At 63.1% G+C, this 18,894-nt stretch carries 17 protein-coding genes, 2 pseudogenes and 1 CRISPR repeat array; of the genes and pseudogenes, 12 read left to right on the forward strand and 7 right to left on the reverse strand.

Translation table 11 applies throughout. The annotated features are described in order from the left end of the window. Positions 1-97 precede the first annotated feature (97 nt). Together QM699_RS16310 and QM699_RS16315 are read right to left on the reverse strand one after the other, a co-directional pair. Positions 98-364 carry a conjugal transfer protein TraD gene (locus tag QM699_RS16310; protein WP_415012098.1) on the reverse strand — a complete coding sequence of 89 codons (267 nt, stop codon included), beginning with the start codon at positions 362-364 and terminating at the stop codon, positions 98-100. 1 nt (position 365) lies between these two features. Next, positions 366-692, reverse strand: a complete 327-nt coding sequence (locus QM699_RS16315; protein ID WP_415012099.1) for a conjugal transfer protein TraD — start codon at positions 690-692, stop codon at positions 366-368. Positions 693-864: 172 nt separating this feature from the next. Here QM699_RS16315 and traA point away from each other — a divergent pair, with 172 nt between their 5' ends. Beyond that, complete coding sequence (gene traA, locus QM699_RS16320; protein WP_415012100.1) at positions 865-3,870, forward strand: Ti-type conjugative transfer relaxase TraA; 3,006 nt, start codon at positions 865-867, stop codon at positions 3,868-3,870. Positions 3,871-3,986: 116 nt separating this feature from the next. Next, a CRISPR array of direct repeats spans positions 3,987-4,420; the repeat unit is 36 nt; unit sequence GTCCGGGTTTGGCTGCGCGGCTTCTTCTGCTAGGAT. A gap of 73 nt (positions 4,421-4,493) precedes the next feature. Here traA and cas2 read toward each other — a convergent pair. The 3 genes from cas2 to cas9 are packed head-to-tail and all read right to left on the reverse strand — an operon-like array spanning position 4,494 to position 8,956. Then, positions 4,494-4,844, reverse strand: coding sequence for a CRISPR-associated endonuclease Cas2 (gene cas2, locus QM699_RS16325; protein ID WP_415012101.1), 351 nt, complete (start codon positions 4,842-4,844; stop codon positions 4,494-4,496). Beyond that, complete coding sequence (gene cas1 / locus QM699_RS16330) at positions 4,822-5,742, reverse strand: type II CRISPR-associated endonuclease Cas1 (protein ID WP_415012102.1); 921 nt, start codon at positions 5,740-5,742, stop codon at positions 4,822-4,824. The genes cas2 and cas1 overlap by 23 nt, the downstream gene beginning before the upstream one ends. 43 nt (positions 5,743-5,785) lie before the next feature. Beyond that, the gene (gene cas9 / locus QM699_RS16335) at positions 5,786-8,956 is read right to left on the reverse strand and encodes a type II CRISPR RNA-guided endonuclease Cas9 (RefSeq protein ID WP_415012103.1); all 3,171 of its coding nucleotides are present in this window, start codon (positions 8,954-8,956) and stop codon (positions 5,786-5,788) included. 446 nt (positions 8,957-9,402) lie between these two features. Between cas9 and QM699_RS16340 the strand changes: the two genes are divergently transcribed. The 5 genes and pseudogenes from QM699_RS16340 to QM699_RS16360 all read left to right on the forward strand — a co-directional run. Next, positions 9,403-9,618: a helix-turn-helix transcriptional regulator gene (locus QM699_RS16340; protein ID WP_415012104.1), complete on the forward strand. Its 216-nt coding sequence runs from the start codon at positions 9,403-9,405 to the stop codon at positions 9,616-9,618. 304 nt (positions 9,619-9,922) lie between these two features. Next, positions 9,923-10,342 carry a putative toxin-antitoxin system toxin component, PIN family gene (locus QM699_RS16345; protein WP_415012105.1) on the forward strand — a complete coding sequence of 140 codons (420 nt, stop codon included), beginning with the start codon at positions 9,923-9,925 and terminating at the stop codon, positions 10,340-10,342. Beyond that, positions 10,339-10,599, forward strand: coding sequence for a toxin-antitoxin system HicB family antitoxin (locus tag QM699_RS16350; RefSeq protein WP_415012106.1), 261 nt, complete (start codon positions 10,339-10,341; stop codon positions 10,597-10,599). The genes QM699_RS16345 and QM699_RS16350 overlap by 4 nt, the downstream gene beginning before the upstream one ends. Before the next feature lie 19 nt (positions 10,600-10,618). Next, the gene (locus QM699_RS16355; protein WP_415012107.1) at positions 10,619-12,358 is read left to right on the forward strand and encodes a recombinase family protein; all 1,740 of its coding nucleotides are present in this window, start codon (positions 10,619-10,621) and stop codon (positions 12,356-12,358) included. Between the two features lie 28 nt (positions 12,359-12,386). Continuing rightward, positions 12,387-12,641, forward strand: a pseudogene (locus QM699_RS16360) (transposase); the annotation flags it as partial. 102 nt (positions 12,642-12,743) lie between these two features. Here the strand turns inward: QM699_RS16360 and QM699_RS16365 are convergent. Then, positions 12,744-12,899 carry a conjugal transfer protein TraD gene (locus QM699_RS16365; RefSeq protein WP_415012108.1) on the reverse strand — a complete coding sequence of 52 codons (156 nt, stop codon included), beginning with the start codon at positions 12,897-12,899 and terminating at the stop codon, positions 12,744-12,746. Position 12,900: 1 nt separating this feature from the next. Further along, the gene (locus tag QM699_RS16370; RefSeq protein ID WP_415012109.1) at positions 12,901-13,239 is read right to left on the reverse strand and encodes a conjugal transfer protein TraD; all 339 of its coding nucleotides are present in this window, start codon (positions 13,237-13,239) and stop codon (positions 12,901-12,903) included. Between the two features lie 157 nt (positions 13,240-13,396). Between QM699_RS16370 and mobQ the strand changes: the two are divergent. The 6 genes and pseudogenes from mobQ to QM699_RS16400 all read left to right on the forward strand — a co-directional run. Then, positions 13,397-13,981, forward strand: a pseudogene (gene mobQ / locus QM699_RS16375) (MobQ family relaxase); the annotation flags it as partial. A gap of 314 nt (positions 13,982-14,295) precedes the next feature. After that, a complete protein-coding gene (locus tag QM699_RS16380; protein WP_415012110.1) occupies positions 14,296-15,798 on the forward strand; it encodes a hypothetical protein in 1,503 nt (500 codons plus the stop codon). A 137-nt stretch (positions 15,799-15,935) separates the two neighbouring features. Further along, positions 15,936-16,154 carry a helix-turn-helix transcriptional regulator gene (locus QM699_RS16385; RefSeq protein WP_415012111.1) on the forward strand — a complete coding sequence of 73 codons (219 nt, stop codon included), beginning with the start codon at positions 15,936-15,938 and terminating at the stop codon, positions 16,152-16,154. Between the two features lie 318 nt (positions 16,155-16,472). Beyond that, a complete protein-coding gene (locus QM699_RS16390) occupies positions 16,473-16,715 on the forward strand; it encodes an AbrB/MazE/SpoVT family DNA-binding domain-containing protein (protein ID WP_415012112.1) in 243 nt (80 codons plus the stop codon). After that, a complete protein-coding gene (mazF, locus tag QM699_RS16395) occupies positions 16,715-17,047 on the forward strand; it encodes an endoribonuclease MazF (protein WP_415012113.1) in 333 nt (110 codons plus the stop codon). Before QM699_RS16390 ends, mazF begins: the two co-directional genes overlap by 1 nt. Continuing rightward, positions 17,016-18,887: a recombinase family protein gene (locus QM699_RS16400; RefSeq protein ID WP_415012114.1), complete on the forward strand. Its 1,872-nt coding sequence runs from the start codon at positions 17,016-17,018 to the stop codon at positions 18,885-18,887. The genes mazF and QM699_RS16400 overlap by 32 nt, the downstream gene beginning before the upstream one ends. Positions 18,888-18,894 lie beyond the last annotated feature (7 nt).

The following is an 18,894-nucleotide window of genomic DNA, read 5'->3' on the forward strand; positions in this document are numbered from 1 at the left end:
ATCACCATTGCACGATGACACTGCGGTAAAGTCCCGGAATGCCCGGATGATGGCGGGCAGCGCTGCGATATGGGTTCTCCGAGCCGCCCGCCATCGGTCACGCCCGATCCCGCGGCGGTGCTCTGCTGTCATGCGCGCCTGCCGTCCGCTCCGCCGCGAACGCAGCCTTTCCCTTTCCGGCCCAGAGTTCCCGCGCCCGCTCACCCTCCTTGCTGTTGAGCTTTTCGGCCATCCAGATCATCGCGCCGTAGATCATGGCGCGGTCGTCATTGGTCAGGTCTACGACGCCCGCCTTGACGACGAGGCCGCCGAGTTCGATTAGGTGCCGGGTGCGCCTGCGGCGCTCGACCTGCCATTTCCGCATGTCATGCCGCGCCCGTTGTGCCTGATGCCGGTTGCGCGCCGCCTGGTTGCGTTTGAGCGCTGCCAGTATCGCGGTCAGATGCCGGAGCAGATCGCCGCGCCCGGCCCTGGAAAAACGTGGCACCGCGTTTCGCCCATGCCTCCCGCTTCGCGGCGTCCTTCGTCTCGGCCAGCACGACCAGCGCCCCGGCCAGTTCCTCGGCGGTGAGGGCATCTGCCCCGGTGGCGATCACCAGCTCACCCAGCCCCGTCACCTTGAGCGCTTTCAACTCCCGCGCCTTGTCTTCCAGCGCCTTCAGTTCCGCGTCATAGTCCCGTGGCTTGCGCATCATCGTCTCCATAAGCTGTTGATGCGGCAATGATAGTTGCGCAGACGGCTGAACGCAGTATTGTTACCGGGACGGTGTGGCACGGCCCGGTCCATCCCGAGATTTTTTCGAGGGAGGGCGCGCTTATACGTCGTTCCGACGTGCGCTTCGCCGTGCCAATGCTTGGATCGCGATGGCGATCTATCATCTTCACGTCAAGGTCATTGGCCGCAAGGCCGGGTCGAGCGCGGTGGCCGCCGCCGCCTACCGATCGGCTTCGCGGATGCGCGACGAGCGCATCGACCGCGTGCAGGACTTTTCCGCCAAGCGCGGCGTTGTCCATTCCGAGGTCATGCTGCCGGAGAACGCACCGGAGGCATGGAGCGACCGCGAACGGCTCTGGAACGATGTCGAGGCGTTCGAGGTCAGGAAGGACGCGCAGCTTGCGCGCGAGGTGGAGTTTGCCATTCCCCGCGAGATGACGCAGGCGCAGGGCATCGAGCTTGCCCGCGACTTCACGCAGTCGGAATTTGTCGATCAGGGCATGATCGCCGATCTGAATGTGCATTGGGATATGGCCGAGGACGGGATGCCGAAACCCCATGCCCATGTCATGCTCACCATGCGTAGCGTGGACGAGAATGGTTTCGGCCCGAAGGTGCGGGACTGGAACCGCACCGAGATGGTGGAGCGCTGGCGGGAGCGTTGGGCCGAGCATGTCAATGAGCGGCTGGCTGAACTCGATATTGACACTCGGATCGACCATCGCAGCCTTGAGGCGCAGGGCATCGACCTTGAGCCGCAAAGCCAGATCGGCGCACCGGCACAGCGGATCGAAGGCGAAGGGATCGAAGCCGCAGACCGCGCCAACATGCACCGCGAGATCGCCCGCAACAACGGCGCGCGGATCATTACCGATCCTTCCATCGCACTGGATGCGATCACACATCGGCAATCGACATTCACGCGCCGAGACATGGCGATGTTCGCGCATCGGCACAGCGACGGCATCGACCAGTTCAACGAGGTCATGGGCGCGATGCGCGGTTCGCCTGATCTGGTCGAGCTTGGGCAGGACGGACGCGGTGAGGATCGCTTCACCACCCGCGAGATGATCGAGGCTGAACAGCGGCTCCATCGCGCGGCGGAATTGATGGCGGAACGCGAACGCCATGAAATGAACGACGCCGACAGGGAGGCGGCACTTGCCCGAGCGGAACAGCGCGGCCTTGTCCTGTCCGGCGAGCAGGCCGACGCGCTGGCGCATGTCACGGACGGGCGCGATCTTGGCATTGTCGTCGGTTATGCCGGGACGGGAAAGAGCGCCATGCTTGGCGTTGCCCGCGAGGCTTGGGAAGCGGCAGGCTATGAGGTGCGCGGTGTTACGCTGTCCGGCATCGCGGCCGAAAATCTGGAAGGCGGATCGGGCATTGCATCGCGCACCATCGCCAGCATGGAACATGGCTGGAAGAACGGGCGCGACATGCTCACCAGCCGCGACGTGCTTGTCATCGACGAGGCGGGCATGGTCGGCACGCGCCAGTTGGAGCGCGTGTTGTCCCATGCCGTCGAAGCGGGCGCAAAGGTTGTGCTGGTCGGCGATCCGCAGCAGTTGCAATCCATCGAGGCAGGCGCGGCGTTCCGCTCCATCCACGAGCGTCACGGCGGTGCGGAAATCGGCGAGGTGCGCCGCCAGCGCGAGGACTGGCAGCGCGATGCCACCCGCGATCTGGCGACCGGCAGAACGGGCGAAGCGATTCATGCCTATGATGCGTATGACATGGTGCATGAGGCACAGACGCGCGAACAGGCGCGCGACGACCTGATAGACCGTTGGGACCGCGACCGGCAGGCATCGCCCGACAGCAGCCGCATCATTCTTACCCATACCAATGCCGAGGTGCGCGAACTCAACGAGGCTGCGCGCGACCGGATGCGGGCGGTGGGTGATCTGGGCGAGGACGTGCGCGTCACGGTCGAACGCGGAGAAAGAAACTTCGCTGCCGGGGATCGCATCATGTTCCTGCAGAACGAGCACGGGCTTGGCGTGAAGAACGGCACGCTCGGCACCATCGAACAGGTCAGCGCGCAGAGTATGACCGTGCAGACCGACGATGGCCGGTCCATCTCGTTCGACCTAAAAGACTATGATCGCATCGACCACGGCTATGCCGCGACCATCCACAAGGCGCAGGGCATGACCGTGGACCGCACCCATGTTCTTGCAACGCCGGGCATGGACGCGCACGGCAGCTATGTCGCCTTATCACGTCACCGCGACGGCATGGACCTGCATTATGGCCGCGACGATTTCGCCAATCAGGATCGTCTTGCCCGCATCCTGTCGCGCGACCGCGCCAAGGACATGGCGACGGATTACGGCCAGCAGACCGACCCCGCGCAGGATTATGCCGAGCGGCGCGGCATCACCTTCCGCGCCCGCGTCGCCCAGATCATGCGCAGGCTGATACCGGAGCGCGTGCGCGATGCCGTCGATGGGATGTTGGATCGCCTGCACCAGCCCGACAAAGGCGCGCCTGGCCGTGAAGTCGGGACCGGGCCGGAAAGGCAGCGTGCGGGAGGGGAAGCGCAGCGTCGGGCGGATGCGAAGTTCGAAACCGCAGAGCTTGATCCACAAGCAGCGATGCGCCGCGCCCGCACACAGGCCCTTATCCGGCATGCCCGGGCTGTGGATGCGTTTCTGGAGGAAAAGCGCCAGGGGCTTGTGCCGTCCGATGATCACTGGCGCGACCTTACTACGGCGCGTGAGGCTTTCAACGAACTGCGCCCCCATGGCTGGCAGGACGCCGAAACCGCTTACAACAAGGACAACAGCCTTGCCCGTGAGGCGGCGTCAGGTCGCGTTGTCCGCACCATCCACGCCCTGGAACTGGAGACAGAAATCCGCACCGACCCGCAGCACCGCGCGGATCGGTTCGTGGAGCGTTGGCAGAAGCTCGCACGGGACAGCCAGCACAAGTATGCGGCCGGTGACTACTCCGGCCACAAGGCCGCGCGCCGGGAGATGGGCAACATGGCGATGAGCCTGGAGCGCGATGCCCAGATGGAATCCCTGCTGCGCGGCCGCAAGCGCGAACTCGGCATCGACATGGATTTCGACTCAGGCCGCAGCCTCGGTCGGGCGCTGGCCTTCTCTCACGGTATCGACTTCGGTAGGAGAAGGGGACTCGGGTTGTGATCTGATAACACTGGCACTTCGAATTCCTGGTCGCATATCGATTGGTGCATACGGTTGAGTAGAGCGGGGGGGGGGGGGGGGGCGACTTCATTGGCATATGTGGGAAACGATATTGGGTCCGGGTTTGGCTGCGCGGCTTCTTCTGCTAGGATTTCCCAACCCGAAGACACCGCTGCCCGTGGTGTCCGGGTTTGGCTGCGCGGCTTCTTCTGCTAGGATTGCATGCTACCGTTCATCGGTGAGGACGCCAGTCCGGGTTTGGCTGCGCGGCTTCTTCTGCTAGGATGACCCCTGTTTCGCCACCAGTGCGGTTATGGTCCGGGTTTGGCTGCGCGGCTTCTTCTGCTAGGATCCAGAGGAGGATGCCTCAATGGCCATCACCGTCCGGGTTTGGCTGCGCGGCTTCTTCTGCTAGGATGATGTCCTTCTCCCCCGAGAAGTGGGTCTCGTCCGGGTTTGGCTGCGCGGCTTCTTCTGCTAGGATCTTAAGGACAAGCTGCGTATGCGCGTCATAGTCCGGGTTTGGCTGCGCGGCTTCTTCTGCTAGGATTATGCCCCGCACAACACCTTGTTGTGCGGGGATTTTTTCTTGAATCCGGGTGGAAAAAACGACGCCGAATCGGTCAGAACAGGGCAAGTTGGCGTGGTTTTTCCGTTGGCCGTGGCTGCGCGCTCCTGCCGCGAAAGACCTGTGTCTGCCCATATTGCTTGTCGGTGAAAAACAAAACCTGCACATGGCCCGCCTCCGGCACGGATTCGCCTATCTGCCGGGCGAGGGATTCGGCTTTCTCTTTGCTCCAAGCATGTCGAATATAGACTGAAAACTGCACCATCTCGAAGCCCAGATCGAGCAAGTCGTTGCGAAAGCGTGTCGCCTGCTTGCGTTCGGCGCTGGTTCCGACGGGAAGATCGAACAATACCCAAATCCACATGATGCGATACCCCGACAGTTTACTGTAACGCTCGATCTTCATCGGAAACCTCCGTTGGTATCGGATGCGACGGGAACGAGAGCTTGAGCTTGCGGTCCAGAAATGACTGCGCAAGGCTTTGGCCGAGGCGGATCAGTACATGGGAGAGCGGCGTTGCGCCGTTTTTGGTCGGGAAATCTGCCGTCAGGCAGCCGATCAGCGCCTCGCGCCCGTCCTCCACACTCTCGACCCCGCCAGAAACCAGGTCGTGGACGATAAGATCTACGGTTGGGCGGAACGGCTCCATCAGGTCGTCCGCCAGTGCCAGCGCATCGCCACCGGAACTGTGGTGCAAGGAAAGCGATGGGTGCAGTCCCGCGGCCACGATGGCACGTGCTGTGGCCGCCCGCAGGATCGCATAACCGTAGTTCAGCATCGCGTTCGTGCCGGGATTTTCTCGGTCGCGCCGGAAGCTCTTTCCCATCAGCAAGGGCCAATAGGTTTGAGCCGCTTGCGCTTCTCGATTGTCGGGATCGCCCGAGCGGACGGTCGCGGTCAGTCGATGCAGGCGTTCGGAAGGCAACCCGAGACGGTCCAGAACCTTGGCTTGCGCCGCGATCTTGTGCCTGACGATGGTCGCCCAAGCCTGCTTCCTGAATGGAAGCGAGGCATCCGCTTGTGCACGGAAACGCTCGGCTTGCGCATGATGGCCGTCAAGTGGCAGGATCACCGCGACCGGAGCGAAGTTCTGGCCGAGGAACATTACCGGAATCTGATGTTCGCTCAGTTCGGCGAGGGCTGTGCTGGACCAGGTAAGGCCCGGCGAGGAGGCAAGCACGGCCTCGATATCCTCGATGGCGAGTCGCCCTAGCTCATGTCCCTTTTCCTCTATGGCAAGAAACCCGCGCCGTTTATGCACGGCGAGGCCATTACGTGTCAGTTCCAATATGCGTCCAACCATGACAGACCCTCAGGATAAGAAGGCCCGACAGGTTCCCGTATATTTAGATCGTGCCGGATGGCACGGTCCTTAACCGCCCCAGTTCGTCTATTCTGACCCGCCGGGCTCGCCTGAGACGCAGCCGGTCGAACGCCGCCGTTGTCGAATTCGTATTTACGGCGTCGTTGACGGGTTGAATTCTGACGTAGTTGTTTGTGGTTGAGTTCGGAATCGATGTAACCAGCATGATCCGGTTCGTGCCCGGAATTATTGACTTTTCTTTGTCATCCCAGTCGAAAAGCTGAATGGTGTCGCCCTTGAACAGGCGCATGATGAACCGAGCATCGGGATGCGCCTCCTGCCAGGGGGCATCCGACCCGGACGCGTTGGACCACAGATCGACGCCATAGCGGAACCATTTCCCATCCGGCCCTTCCAGGATGTCGAGAAACAGGTTCTCGGCTGGGATCATCCATTTATAGGCCGTGCCCTCTCCGGGCTTGCCGAGGCGGGCATGGATCGCGCGCGCGCTTTCGTCGGGGGTGATAACGCGTAACCGGCTATGGCCCGTTCTGACGCTCCATGCGGCGAGTTCGGCTTTCAGCGCACGGTCGTCTTTCCACAGATGCCGCGTCGCCTCCTCCAGTTCCTGCCGGATTTTCTCGTCCCGAACCCGACCGATTTCCTTCGGGCTCAGGCTGATGACCGGCTTGCGCCTGACTAGATTGCCGATCGTTCGCGCTGCCTGGTTTTCGGGAACGTCGCGCACCCGGCCATAGGCGGTGTCCTCATGCAGCTTGCCGCTTGGGGAATGGTCCGGGCGATGGCTGACGACCACCGAGGCGATCCGGCCCCGGATCTCATCTGAGAACCCCTCATAGGGTTGCGGTGGGTCGGGAAGCAGGCGGTCGAGGTCCTGTGCCCCCATCCGGCCCGCATGTGTTTGCAGGTTCTGGATCATGCGCCGGTCGATGGCGCCGACCGTCGCTGCGTCCAGCGCATGGTGGCGGTGGTCGTCGCGGGTCTTGGCGTTGTGGTCGGGCAGATAGAGGCCCCAGCGGCGGCGCAGCATCGCCGTCATGCGGCCGGGCAGCACCCATGCATTGGATGTGCCGTCGCGTGGGAACAGGGCCACCGCATAGGCGCGAACCACTCTCGCAAGATGGCCGGTCGCGTGAAGCTGGCGATCCTCGAACCCCCGACGGTTTTGCCATTCCGCAAGCGCGCCGGGGAGGAACCGCCAGAGCTTCTGACGCATCCCGGGGGCGGCTTTCACACGCGCAAGGATATCATCGAGCGCGCCGCCCGACCAGGCATCGCCAGGACCGCGCTTCCCCTTGATCCGGTTCGCTTTCCTGTAGCACAGCGTCTTGTTGCCTGGGCTGTCCTCGAACGTATCCTCGAAGGGCAGGATATGGTCGATCTCCACCTCGTCCGAATGCAGCCTGTGCAGCGGGATCGGTTCGCCGGAATAGGGGCAGAGCCTGTCGGCGGGTGTCCTGCCCAGCTCCTCCCAGAGCCGCATCCGCAGCAGGTGATCCCCGACCCTTGCGCCCTCGGCAAGCAGGCCGGCTTCTTCCAGTTCGGCCCGCCATCTGTCGTTGCGTTTGGTGTTCTTGCGGATTTCGCTGTCGATCTCGTTCAATTCCCGCGCCGATTTCGCCATGTCGCGGGTGGTTTCCAGCACCACCTGCGCCGGCTTGCCATATTCCGCGATCAGCGCGTTCATCACCCGGCGGAACTGGTTCAGCGCGATATGCACCGTGGGGTTGGGGATGCGGCCATAGCGGATGTCGTCGGGGTCGTTTGGGTCATTGGTGCCGGTGCCGATCATGCGCTGCAATTCCGGCAGCCGGTTATAGGCGGGTAGCAGGTCGAGGCCATCGCCATGCCCGCGCAGGTCGGAGTGATGCCGCTCGATGCCCACTCCGAACAGGCCGGCTTCGCTGGCCTGTTTCACGGCATCGGAATAGACGATTACATCCTGGCGAAACATCTGCACGATGGCGCGGGTCGCGCGCTCGCCCAGCATCAGGTGGCCATCGGGCAGAGGGATTTTCTCGATACGCTCGGCGATGTCGTGGGGCAGGGGGATTTCGTCAACCAGCCTGTCGATGGCGCGCTCGGGTGAAGCCTCTTCGTCGAGGATCGTCAGCAGCCGCAGCCGCGTCTCATCGTCCATCCCGCGCCAGCGATCCGCCAGCGGGCCCGGCTTTTTCGCGGTTCCGGCAAAACGGGCGGCAAGCTGGTTGCTGGAAAGTTCCTTCAACCCGCCGGTTTCAAGGTTGATTTCCGTGCTGCGCGGCAGTTTCAGCTGGCTGCGCAACCCTGTCCAGGACAGCTTTTCCCCACTCATCAGATGCCGGGCCAGCAGGTCGCGCGCGGTCAGGTCGAGGGGGCGCTCAGTCTGATCATCGAGCCGCCGCAGCATGTTCAACTGTTGGAGGATCAGAAATTCCTGCGCGAGAGGGTGCCATTTCGGCAGGCGTTCATCCTCGGGAAAGAAGGTGCAGCGTCCAGGTTTGACCGGCTTCAGCGGGCGCTGAAAGAAGACCGCATCGCGGATGGCGGCCTTCGCCGCGTCGGTCAGCGCGGAATGGTGCTGTGCCTGTATGCCCCAGATATAGTCGAATTCCGCCTCCAGCATGGCGCGCTGCGGGTAGAATTCGTAGGCGGTTTCAGTGCCGCTGGCCTGTGGCCGCACCCGGACGGGCTGCTTCTGCGTGTGACGCGAGGCCAGCCAGGCACCATAGGTGGCGAAACCCTCCTCCACCAGCCGCTGCCGCAGAGTCGCGCTGGCCGAGGCGATCTTGCCGCTTTCGTCCTCATTGCTGCGATCCGTCTTGCGGTTGCTCTTGAACCCCCGATGTTTGGACATATGCCAGATGGCGCGGCCGAGGTCGTGGAGATCGGCCCTGCCCGTAGCAGCACGGGCCCGCGCCTCGTAGGGGTCGATGGCAAAGAATCCGTCCCGCCCTGACGGGGGCATCAGCCCAAACCCGACCAGATGCCCCTCCAACCGGGTGCGGCGATCTATCCGGCGATCAATTTGTCTGCGTTGCTGGCGTGGTTGACGGCGGCCTGCGGCCGTGGATTCCTTCGATTGCGGATCGCGCCCGGTCGGAAAGATGCGCGCGCCTAGGTTGACCAGGCCACAGATATGATTGTTGCTGTCCAGCCGGTAGACCGCCCAGCCAAGCGAGCCCGAACCCAAATCGAATGCGAAACGATGCATCTCCGATCCCCGCGAAATCTCTTGCTTGCGAGCATAGGCGCGAGTAGGTTGAAATTCCTAGCAGAAGAAGCCGCGTGGTCTTTCCCGCGATAAGGTTTTAGACCACAGGATCGGGGCAGGCTGCGGCCTGCCCCACTTCTTTAGCTGGATCACCTCATCACAGATGACGGGCTTGTTGCGGCAGGAGCGAGGCTTCCTGCTGGCGAACCCTGAATGCGCTTTGGACATATCCCACGAATCAGGCTGCCGATCATGTGCCGTATTCGCCGTTAAACGCTGAGTTGAGCCGAGTGACGGTTGGGGTCCCCGACTCTGGACCCGTCCCATTTGTAGCCCTCTCTACGCCACAGTACGACGGGGTGAAAATCCCTCTTGTCCGCCCGTAACTGCTTGTTCTGTCATGGATCATGAGCAGTCAGAAACAACCCGCAGGAGGCAGATCGGTCATGCCCGCACCAGATCGCATCATCCGTCTGAACACGGTCCTCGCACGCACCGGGCTGTCCCGGTCCACCATCTACCGCAAGATGGCCGAGGGCACGTTCCCGGCCCAGTTCAGGATCAGCACCAACGGCACGGGCTGGAAGGAATCCGACATCAACCGATGGGTCGAGAACCCCGCCAAATGGCGGCCAGAGGAAGAGGCCGGTGATGGCCGATGACAGAAAGCGTCCTGGCGGAGAGAGGCCGGCTAACGACAACCGACCACCAGATGGACGGGATGCTGGGGATAGGGCTGATGCATCTGCGCGACTGGATGCGGTGCTCCTGACCATCGCCCGGCTGATCGGCAGGCGGATGGCACGCGAGGACTACGAGAACGCCATGCGGGCAGCCAACGACAACGCTCCGCCAACCCGAGGTGGGGGCGGGCGGGATCGCGATGGCGATGCGTGAGGCTGCCGCATGAGGAGAATAGCTGCGTGGAATATTGACATCCAATGGGATGTCTATAAGTTATCCCCCATGAGGCTGGTTCTGGACACCAATGTGATCGTTGCGGCCTTCCGCAGCCGCAACGGGGCGAGCAACCTGCTTCTGCGGCTGGTTGACCGGGGCGCGCTGACGCCGCTTTGCTCGACGGCGCTGTTTCTGGAATACGAGGCGGTGCTGAGCCGGGAGGAAACCCGGAAGGTGACGGGGCACAGCCTGGAGGATGTGGAGGCGGTGATGAGTGCGCTCGCCGCCGTGTCCGAGGGCGTCGATATCTCGTTTCGGACGCGGCCCATGCTGTCTGATGTCGCGGACGAGATGGTGCTGGAGGCCGCGCTGAACGGGCAGGCCGAGGCCATCGTGACGCATAACGTCAAGGACTTCCGCCCGGCGCTTGCGCTGGGCGTCGCCATCGCAACGCCGGGAGAGATCGTCAGGAGACTGAACACATGACGCAGACCCAACGCTACAAATACCCGCTGCAACTGCCGCAGTCGCTGAAGGAGACAGCGGCGCGCTTGGCGCAGGAAGACGGCGTGTCGCTCAACCAGTGGATCGTATCGGCCGTCGCGCAGAAGATCGGCGCGGTGGAGACGGCGGCCGATTTCCTCAGGGCGCGCGCCGGGACGGCGAAGCGCGGTGACCTGACCCGGTTTCTGGACCGGGCACCGGACGTGCCGCCGATGCCGAAGGATGCCATCAAGGATTGACCGAACGGAGACTGCCGCCATGACCCGCGCTGCCCTTTATGCCCGCTATTCCGACGACAAGCAGAGCGAGGCGTCCATTGAGGACCAGTTCCGGCTTTGCCGCGAACATGCTGGGCGGGAGCGGTGGCAGATCGTCGGTTCCTACGAGGATGCGGCCATATCCGGGGCCAGCACGATCCTGCGTCCGGGCATCCAACGACTGATGCGCGATGCACAGCAGGGCGAGTTCAACATCCTGCTGGCCGAAGCGTTGGACCGGATCAGCCGCGATCAGGCAGACGTGGCGACGCTCTTCAAGCATCTGAAATTCGCGGGCATCACCATCGTCACGCTGGCCGAGGGCGAGATCAGCGAGCTTCATGTCGGACTGAAAGGGACCATGAACGCGCTGTTCCTGAAAGACCTCGCCATGAAGACCCATCGCGGTTTGCGGGGCAGGGTGGAGAAGGGCAAGGCGGGTGGTGGCCTATGCTACGGTTACAAGGTAGTGAAGAAGTTCGATGGAAACGGCGAGCCGATCCGCGGCGACCGCGAGATCATCCCCGCGGAAGCCGAGATCGTCCGGCGCATCTTCCGCGAGTTCGCGTCGGGCAAGAGTCCCAAGGCCATCGCCGTCGATCTGAACAAGGACAGAGTTCCCGGCCCACTTGGCCGCGCATGGGGAGATACCAGCATCCGGGGCCACCGCAATCGCGGCACCGGCATCGTCAACAACGAGCTTTATGCGGGCGTGCTGGTGTGGAACCGGCTCCGTTTCGTCAAGGATCCCAGCACCGGCAAGCGGGTCTCGCGCCCGAACCCGGAATCCGCTTGGATCAGGACGGAAGTGTCGCATCTGCGTATCGTGGATAATACCCTCTGGAACGCGGTGCGTGAGCGTCAGAAGGAGATCGCCGAAATCTTTGGCCCGAACCCGGCCAATACGCGGGAGGGCAGGGCGAAGCGGCTGCATCTGGCGAACCGGCCGGTTTCCCTCCTTTCCGGCCTGATGACTTGCGGATGCTGTGGCGGGAAGGTCGGCATCATCCTTTCCAACCGCCTCGGGTGCCTCAATCACCACCGGCGGGGCTTCTGCACCAACAACCGCACCATCCTGCGCGACAAGCTGGAAGCGCGGGTTCTGACCGGATTGCAGGAGCGACTGGTCTCCGCAGAGGCGGTGAAGGAAGCGGTTCGGGCCTATGTCGAGGAAACCAACCGGCTGAATCATCAGCGGCGGGCGCAACAGGATACCGACCGCCGCGCGATGGCGAAGATCGAGCGGGCCATCGCCGGGATCATCGCCGCCATCGAAGACGGCATGTATCAGCCGTCGATGAAGGCCCGGATGGGCGAGCTGGAGCGCCAGAAGGCCGAGATCGCCGCCCGCTTGGCGAAAGCCCCTGCCGATGTGCCGGATGTTCACCCGAACGTAGCTGCGAACTACAGCCGTAATGTCGCGCGCTTCGCCGAAGCTCTGCGTGATGCCGATGGCGGCAGGCAAGCCGCCGAGGCGCTGCGTTCCCTTATCGGCGAGATCATCGTTACCCCCGGCGAGAAGCGGGGCGAGGTCCATGCCGAGCTACGCGGCGAGTTGATGGGCATCCTCGGCGTCGCCACCGCCCAGCCGGAACAGGGGCCAACACATGTTATGTCCCCGGTGGCCGCACGCCCCCGCAACCAACGATACTTGCGAAACCCGTCGCATCAGCGGCGGGTTTTGTCGTTTTTGCAGATTTTCCAATGGCTTGTGATGTGCCCTGACCTGCCCCCTTCCTGATCCCTCGATTTGAGTGAGAGTCCGCCACCTGAAGGAGACGGACGAGAAGAAGAGCAGGTTTAGCGAAGCGCAGATCATTGGCGTGCTGCGCGAGCAGGAGGCGGGCGGGACGACCGACGAGGTCTGTCGTCGGCACGGGATCAGCCAGCAGACCTTCTACCGATGGAAGGCGAAGTATGGCGGCCTCGAGGTGTCGGATGCGCAGAAGCTGAAGGCGCTCGAGGACGAGAACCGGCGGCTGAAGAAGCTGCTGGCCGAGTCGATGCTGGATGTGGCGGCGCTGATCCTGCTGCGACGGCACTCTGTCGTTCGGGGTTGCCGGACGATCCATCTCGAACGCCATCTTTCCCAGCTTTGTCCAGACGCCGCGTGCGTGTTTGCCGTCCTAGCTCTTGAGCTTTTCGGCGATCCAGATCATCGCCCCGTAGATCATGGCGCGGTCGTCGCCGGTCAGGTCCACGACGCCCGCCTTGACGACGAGGCCACCGAGTTCGATCAGATGCCGCGTTCGCTTGCGGCGTTCGACCTGCCAGCTTCGCATATCATGCCGCGCCCGTTGCGCCTGATGCCGGTTGCGCGCCGCCCGGTCGCGGCGCAGTGCCGCCAATGTCGCGGTCAGGCGCTGGCGCAGGTCGCCGCGACCTGCCTCGAAAGAACGCAGCGCCACGCTTGGCCCATGCCTCCCTCCTTCCGGCATCGGTGGTTTCCGCCAGCACGACCAGCGCACCGGCCAGTTCCTCGGCGGTGAGCGTATCGGCCCCGGTGGCGATGACCAGTTCGCCGAGTTGCTGCACCTTGCGGATTTTGAGTTCCCGCGCCTTATCTTCCAGCGCCTTCAGTTCCGCGTCATAGTTCCGTGGTTTGCGCATCATCATCTCCATAAGCTTTTGATGCAGCGATGATAGTTGAGCGCCTGCCTGAATGCTTCTATGTTGCCGGGACGGTGTGGCACCGCCCGGTCCATCCCGAGATTTTTTCGAGGGAGGGCGCGCTTATACGTCGTTCCGACGTGCGCTTTGCCGTGCTGATGATGACCGCATGGCGATCTATCATCTTCACGTCAAGGTCATTGGCCGCAAGGCCGGGTCGAGCGCGGTGGCGTCCGCCGCCTACCGCTCGGCCTCGCGGCTGCGCGACGAGCGCATCGACCGCGTGCAGGACTTTTCCAACAAGCGCGGCGTAGTGCATTCCGAGGTCATGCTGCCGGATAACGCGCCCGAGGCATGGTCCGACCGCGAACGGCTCTGGAACGATGTCGAGGCGTTCGAGGTGCGCAAGGACGCCCAGCTTGCCCGCGAGGTGGAGTTCGCCATTCTGCGCGAGATGACACAGGCGCAGGGCATCGAACTGGCCCGCGATTTCGCGCAGGCTGAATTTGTCGATCAGGGCATGATCGCCGACCTCAACGTGCATTGGGACATCGGCGAGGACGGGCTGCCGAAGCCCCATGCCCATGTCATGCTCACCATGCGCAGCGTGGACGAGAACGGTTTCGGCCAGAAGGTCCGTGACTGGAACCGCACGGAGATGGTGGAGCGGTGGCGCCAACGCTGGGCCGAACACGTCAACGAGCGGCTGGCCGAACTCGACATAGATGCCCGCATCGACCATCGCAGCCTTGAGGCGCAGGGCATCGAACTGGAGCCGCAAAGCCAGATCGGCGCACCGGCGCAGCGGATCGAGGGCGAAGGGATCGAGACCGCCGACCGTGCCGACATGCACCGCGAGATCGCGCGCAACAATGGCGCGCGGATCATTGCCGATCCTTCCGTCGCGCTGGACGCCATCACCCAGCAGCAATCGACGTTCACGCGCCGGGACATGGCGATGTTCGCGCATCGGCACAGCGACGGCATCGAGCAGTTCAACGAGGTCATGGGCGCGATGCGGCGTTCCGTTCGATCCATGACCGTCACGGCGGCGCGGAAATCGGCGAGGTGCGCCGCCAGCGCGAGGACTGGCAGCGCGATGCTACCCGCGATCTTGCGACGGGCAGGACCGGCAATGCGATCCACACCTATGATGCGCACGACATGGTACATGAGGCCGCATCCCGCGAGCAGGGGCGCGACGAACTGATTGACCGATGGGACCGTGACCGGCAGGCATCGCCCGACAGCAGCCGCATCATCCTCACCCACACCAATGCCGAGGTGCGCGAACTCAACGAGGCCGCCCGCGACCGGATGCGGGATGCTGGCGATCTGGGCGAGGATGTGCGCGTCACCGTTGAACGCGGCGAGCGCGGCTTTGCTACTGGTGATCGCGTCATGTTCTTGGCTAACGAGCGCGGGCTTGGCGTGAAGAACGGCACGCTGGGGACCATCGAACAGATCAGCACGCAGAGCATGACCGTGCGCACCGATGACGGGCGCAGCATCGCGTTCGACCTGAAAGACTATGACCGCATCGACCACGGCTATGCCGCGACTATCCACAAGGCGCAGGGCATGACCGTGGACCGCACCCATGTTCTGGCGACACCGGGTATGGATGCCCACGGCAGCTATGTCGCTCTGTCGCGCCACCGCGACGGCATGGACCTGCATTATGGCCGCAACGACTTCGCCGGTCAGGACGGGCTCATCAATACCCTGTCGCGGGATCGCGCCAAGGACATGGCGACGGATTACGAACAGATCGACCCCGCACAGGATTATGCGGAGCGGCGCGGCATCAGCTTCCGCGCCCGTGTTGCCCAGATCATGCGCAGGCTGATGCCGGAGCGCGTGCGCGATGCCATAGACGAATATATCGACAATCTGCGTTCTCCCGGTGAGCATGTGCCCACAGAGCCGGACAGGGAGGCGGCGAGACGAGAGGTGCAGCGCGACCTTGAAGTCACGTCACGCAAGACCGGCGTCGAACCGGAAGAACTCTTGCGCCGCGCCAGTTCCGGGCAAAGCTTCGTTCGTCATGCCCGTGCCGTGGATACGATCTTCGCGGCGCAGGACCGGGGTGCCGCTGCGACGCCCGAGCAGGTGCAGGAGCTGCACGAGGCCCGCGCGGCCTTCGATGAGCACCGGCCTCACGGTTCCCGCGACGCCGAGGCCGTCTATAAACGTAATCCCGGATTTGCTGCCGATGTCGCCTCTGGCGATCCAGATCGCGCCGCGCCCGCCAGGCGCGCCCTGCAACTGGAAACCGAGATGCGCAAGAACCCCGACCTACGCGCCGACCGTTTCGTGGAACGCTTTCGAGACCTCAGGCAGACCGGCGAACGCCAGTATGCGGCGGGCAACTATTCCGGCTATCACGCCGCGCGGGCGGAGATGGGCAACATGGCAATGAGCCTCGAACGCGACCCGCAGATGGAATCCTTGCTCGAAGGCCGCAAGAAGCAACTCGGCATCGGCATGGATTTCGACTCAGGGATGAGGCTTGGTCGGCAACTTGCCCTCAGTCACGGCCTTGGCAGAGGCAGGGGCATCGGATTGTAGATCGTAGAACTATCCTATTTACCGCCGTTTCTACGCTACACCACTACGGAAGCTAAATATCTATTGCGCAACGATAAATCGTTGCCTTGTCTGGTCTCTGCAACTGTCAGAAACGACCAGAAGGAGGCAGCAGGACTATGCGCCAACCAGACCGCATCATCCGCATGAAGACCGTTCTCGCCCGCACCGGCCTGTCCCGGTCCACCATCTACCGCAAGATCAAGGAGGGCACGTTCCCGCCCCAGATGAAGATCAGCGCCAACGGCGCGGGCTGGCATGAATCCGACATTAACCGCTGGATTGCCTACCCCGCCGGATGGAAGCCGCGCGGCGAGTTCGACTTCTATGACTTCTGATAGCGAGGGCGGTGACGGAAAACAGAGGCCAGCGAACGACAACCGACCGCCGAATGGACAGGATGCTGGGCAGGCGGCGGATGCGTCCGCGCGGGTGGATGCGGTGGTGCTCACCATCGCTCGCCTGATCGGTAGGCAGTTGGCGCGGGAGCATTTCGAGGCATTGCAGGCCGCCAACGATAATAGCGTGCCATCGGAAGAAGAATGATTATCACGCCTCGCGCACCCCATATCACCGGCAAAAGTTGTCTCTACACTGTTGACACAGGCCGCACGACATACCATTGTATCTACATCATAGATACAGGAGGCGTGACCATGCAAGTGAGCATCAAGAAATGGGGCAATAGCGCCTCGGTTCGGATTCCGCATTCGGTGATGACCGCCGCCAACCTTCATGTCGATCAGGCGGTGGAGGTGCGCGAGGAAGATGGGAGGATCGTCATAGAGCCGGTCCAGAGCCTTTCCTATGATCTCGACAAGCTGCTGTCCGGGATGACGCCTGACACCTTCCATGACGAGGCGGATTTCGGCGCTCCGGTTGGCAAGGAAGTCTGGTGATGGCGGCATGGGTGCCAGACAGCGGCGACATCGTGTGGCTGAATTTCGATCCGCAGGCCGGGCACGAGCAGGCGGGCCATCGTCCCGCTCTGGTGCTGTCGCCCGCCCGCTACAACGGGCTGCGGGGCATGATGCTTTGCTGCCCGTTGACCACGAAGCTCAAGGGCTACCCGTTTGAAGTCGTCATCAGCCAGAATCCACCAAGCGCCGTTCTGGTCGATCAGGTCAAGAGCCTCGATTGGCGTGCCCGCAAGGCCAGGCACAAGGGCAAGGTGACTGCCGTGGTGCTCGCGGACGTTCGTGCCAAGCTCAGGGCACTGTTGCAAATCTAGGGAGGCCTGCGCCGCCCTTTACGCCCGCTACTCCGACGACAAGCAGAGCGAGGCGTCCATCGAGGACCAGTTTCGGCTTTGCCGGGAACATGCGGGGCGGGAGCGGTGGCAGATCGTCGGTTCCTACGAGGACGCGGCCATCTCCGGGGCCAGCACGATCCTGCGGCCCGGCATCCAGCGGCTGATGCGCGATGCGCAGCAGGGCGAGTTCAACATCCTCTTGGCCGAGGCGCTGGACCGGATCAGCCGCGATCAGGCAGACGTGGCGACCCTCTACAAGCATCTGAAATTTGCAGGCGTCACCATCGTCACGCTGGCAGAGGGGGAAATCTCCGAGCTTCATGTCGGGCTGAAAGGCACGATGAACGCGCTGTTTCTCAAAGACCTTGCCATGAAAACCCATCGCGGGTTGCGGGGCAGGGTGGAGAAGGGCAAGGCGGGCGGTGGGCTTTGCTACGGCTATCGCGTCGTGAAGAAGTTCGACGGTAACGGCGAGCCGATCCGAGGCGACCGCGAGATCATCCCCGAGGAAGCGGAAATCGTCCGCCGTATCTTTGGCGAGTTCGCGTCCGGCAAGAGCCCCAAGGCCATCGCCGTCGATCTGAACCGCGATGGCGTTCCCGGCCCGCTTGGCCGCGCATGGGGCGATACCAGCATCCGGGGCCATGCCTCGCGCGGCACCGGCATCGTCAACAACGAGCTATATGTCGGCGTCCTTGTGTGGAACCGTCTGCGCTTCGTCAAAGACCCGTCCACCGGAAAGCGCGTGTCGCGCATCAACCCACCCGAAAAGTGGATCAGGAGCGAGGTTCCGCATCTGCGTATCGTGGACGACGCGCTCTGGCAGGCAGTCAGAAATCGACAGAAGGACATTGCCGTGCGGTTCGAGGCGACAGCCGAGGGCGTCAGGAAGGCCAAGGCCCGCAAGCTGCATGAGAAGAAGCGGCCCGTTTCCCTTCTTTCCGGCCTTCTGACCTGCGGCTGCTGCGGCGGCAAATACGGCCTCATCATGCGCGACCGTTACGGTTGCCTGAACCATCACCGGCGTGGCACCTGCGACAACAGCAGAACCATCACCCGCGACAAGATTGAGGAACGGGTGCTATCCGGTCTCAAGGACAGGCTGATTTCCTCGCGCGCTGTCGAGGAAACCGTCCGAGCCTTTGCCGAGGAAATGAACCGCCTCAACCGGGAACGCCGGGCACAAGGCGAGCAGGACCGCAAGGTGCTGGCAAAGATCGAGAAGGCCATCGCCGGGATTATCGCTGCCATCGAGGACGGCATGTATCAGCCTTCCATGAAAGCGCGCATGGATGAGTTGGAGCGCCAGAAGGCGGAGATCATCGCCCGGCAGATGAAGGCCCCCACCGACACGCCGGATGTGCATCCCAACATCGCCAGCATCTATCGCAGGCGGGTGGAGAGGTTCACGGATGCCTTGCACAACGACGAGGATGGTCGCATCGCCGCCGAGGAACTGCGTTCGCTGATCGAGGAAGTCGTGCTTATGCCGGGCGACAAGCGCGGCGAGGTTCATGCGAGGTTACGCGGCGAGTTGTTCGGTATCCTCGACTTCGTGGAAGCGGAACACCGGCAAAGGCCCGGAGAAGTTAGGACAAAGGTTGAAGCCAGCCCCCGCAACCATCTTTACTTGCGATCCACCCCGCCCACCGGCGGGGTTTTTCGTTTGTGCGGAAATCATAAGAATTCCAGCGAGATCGCCCTTGACGTGCCCCCCTCCGGTCCCTCGATCATTGTGAGAGCCCTTGGTTTTGATAGCGGACCTCCGTCGCCGACGGTAGCGGGCGGGCGGCGGAGCGGTTTCCGGTTGGTCAGATAACGGCTCG

The sequence above is a fragment of the Amaricoccus sp. genome, assembly GCF_047602525.1.
Classification (GTDB): domain Bacteria; phylum Pseudomonadota; class Alphaproteobacteria; order Rhodobacterales; family Rhodobacteraceae; genus Amaricoccus.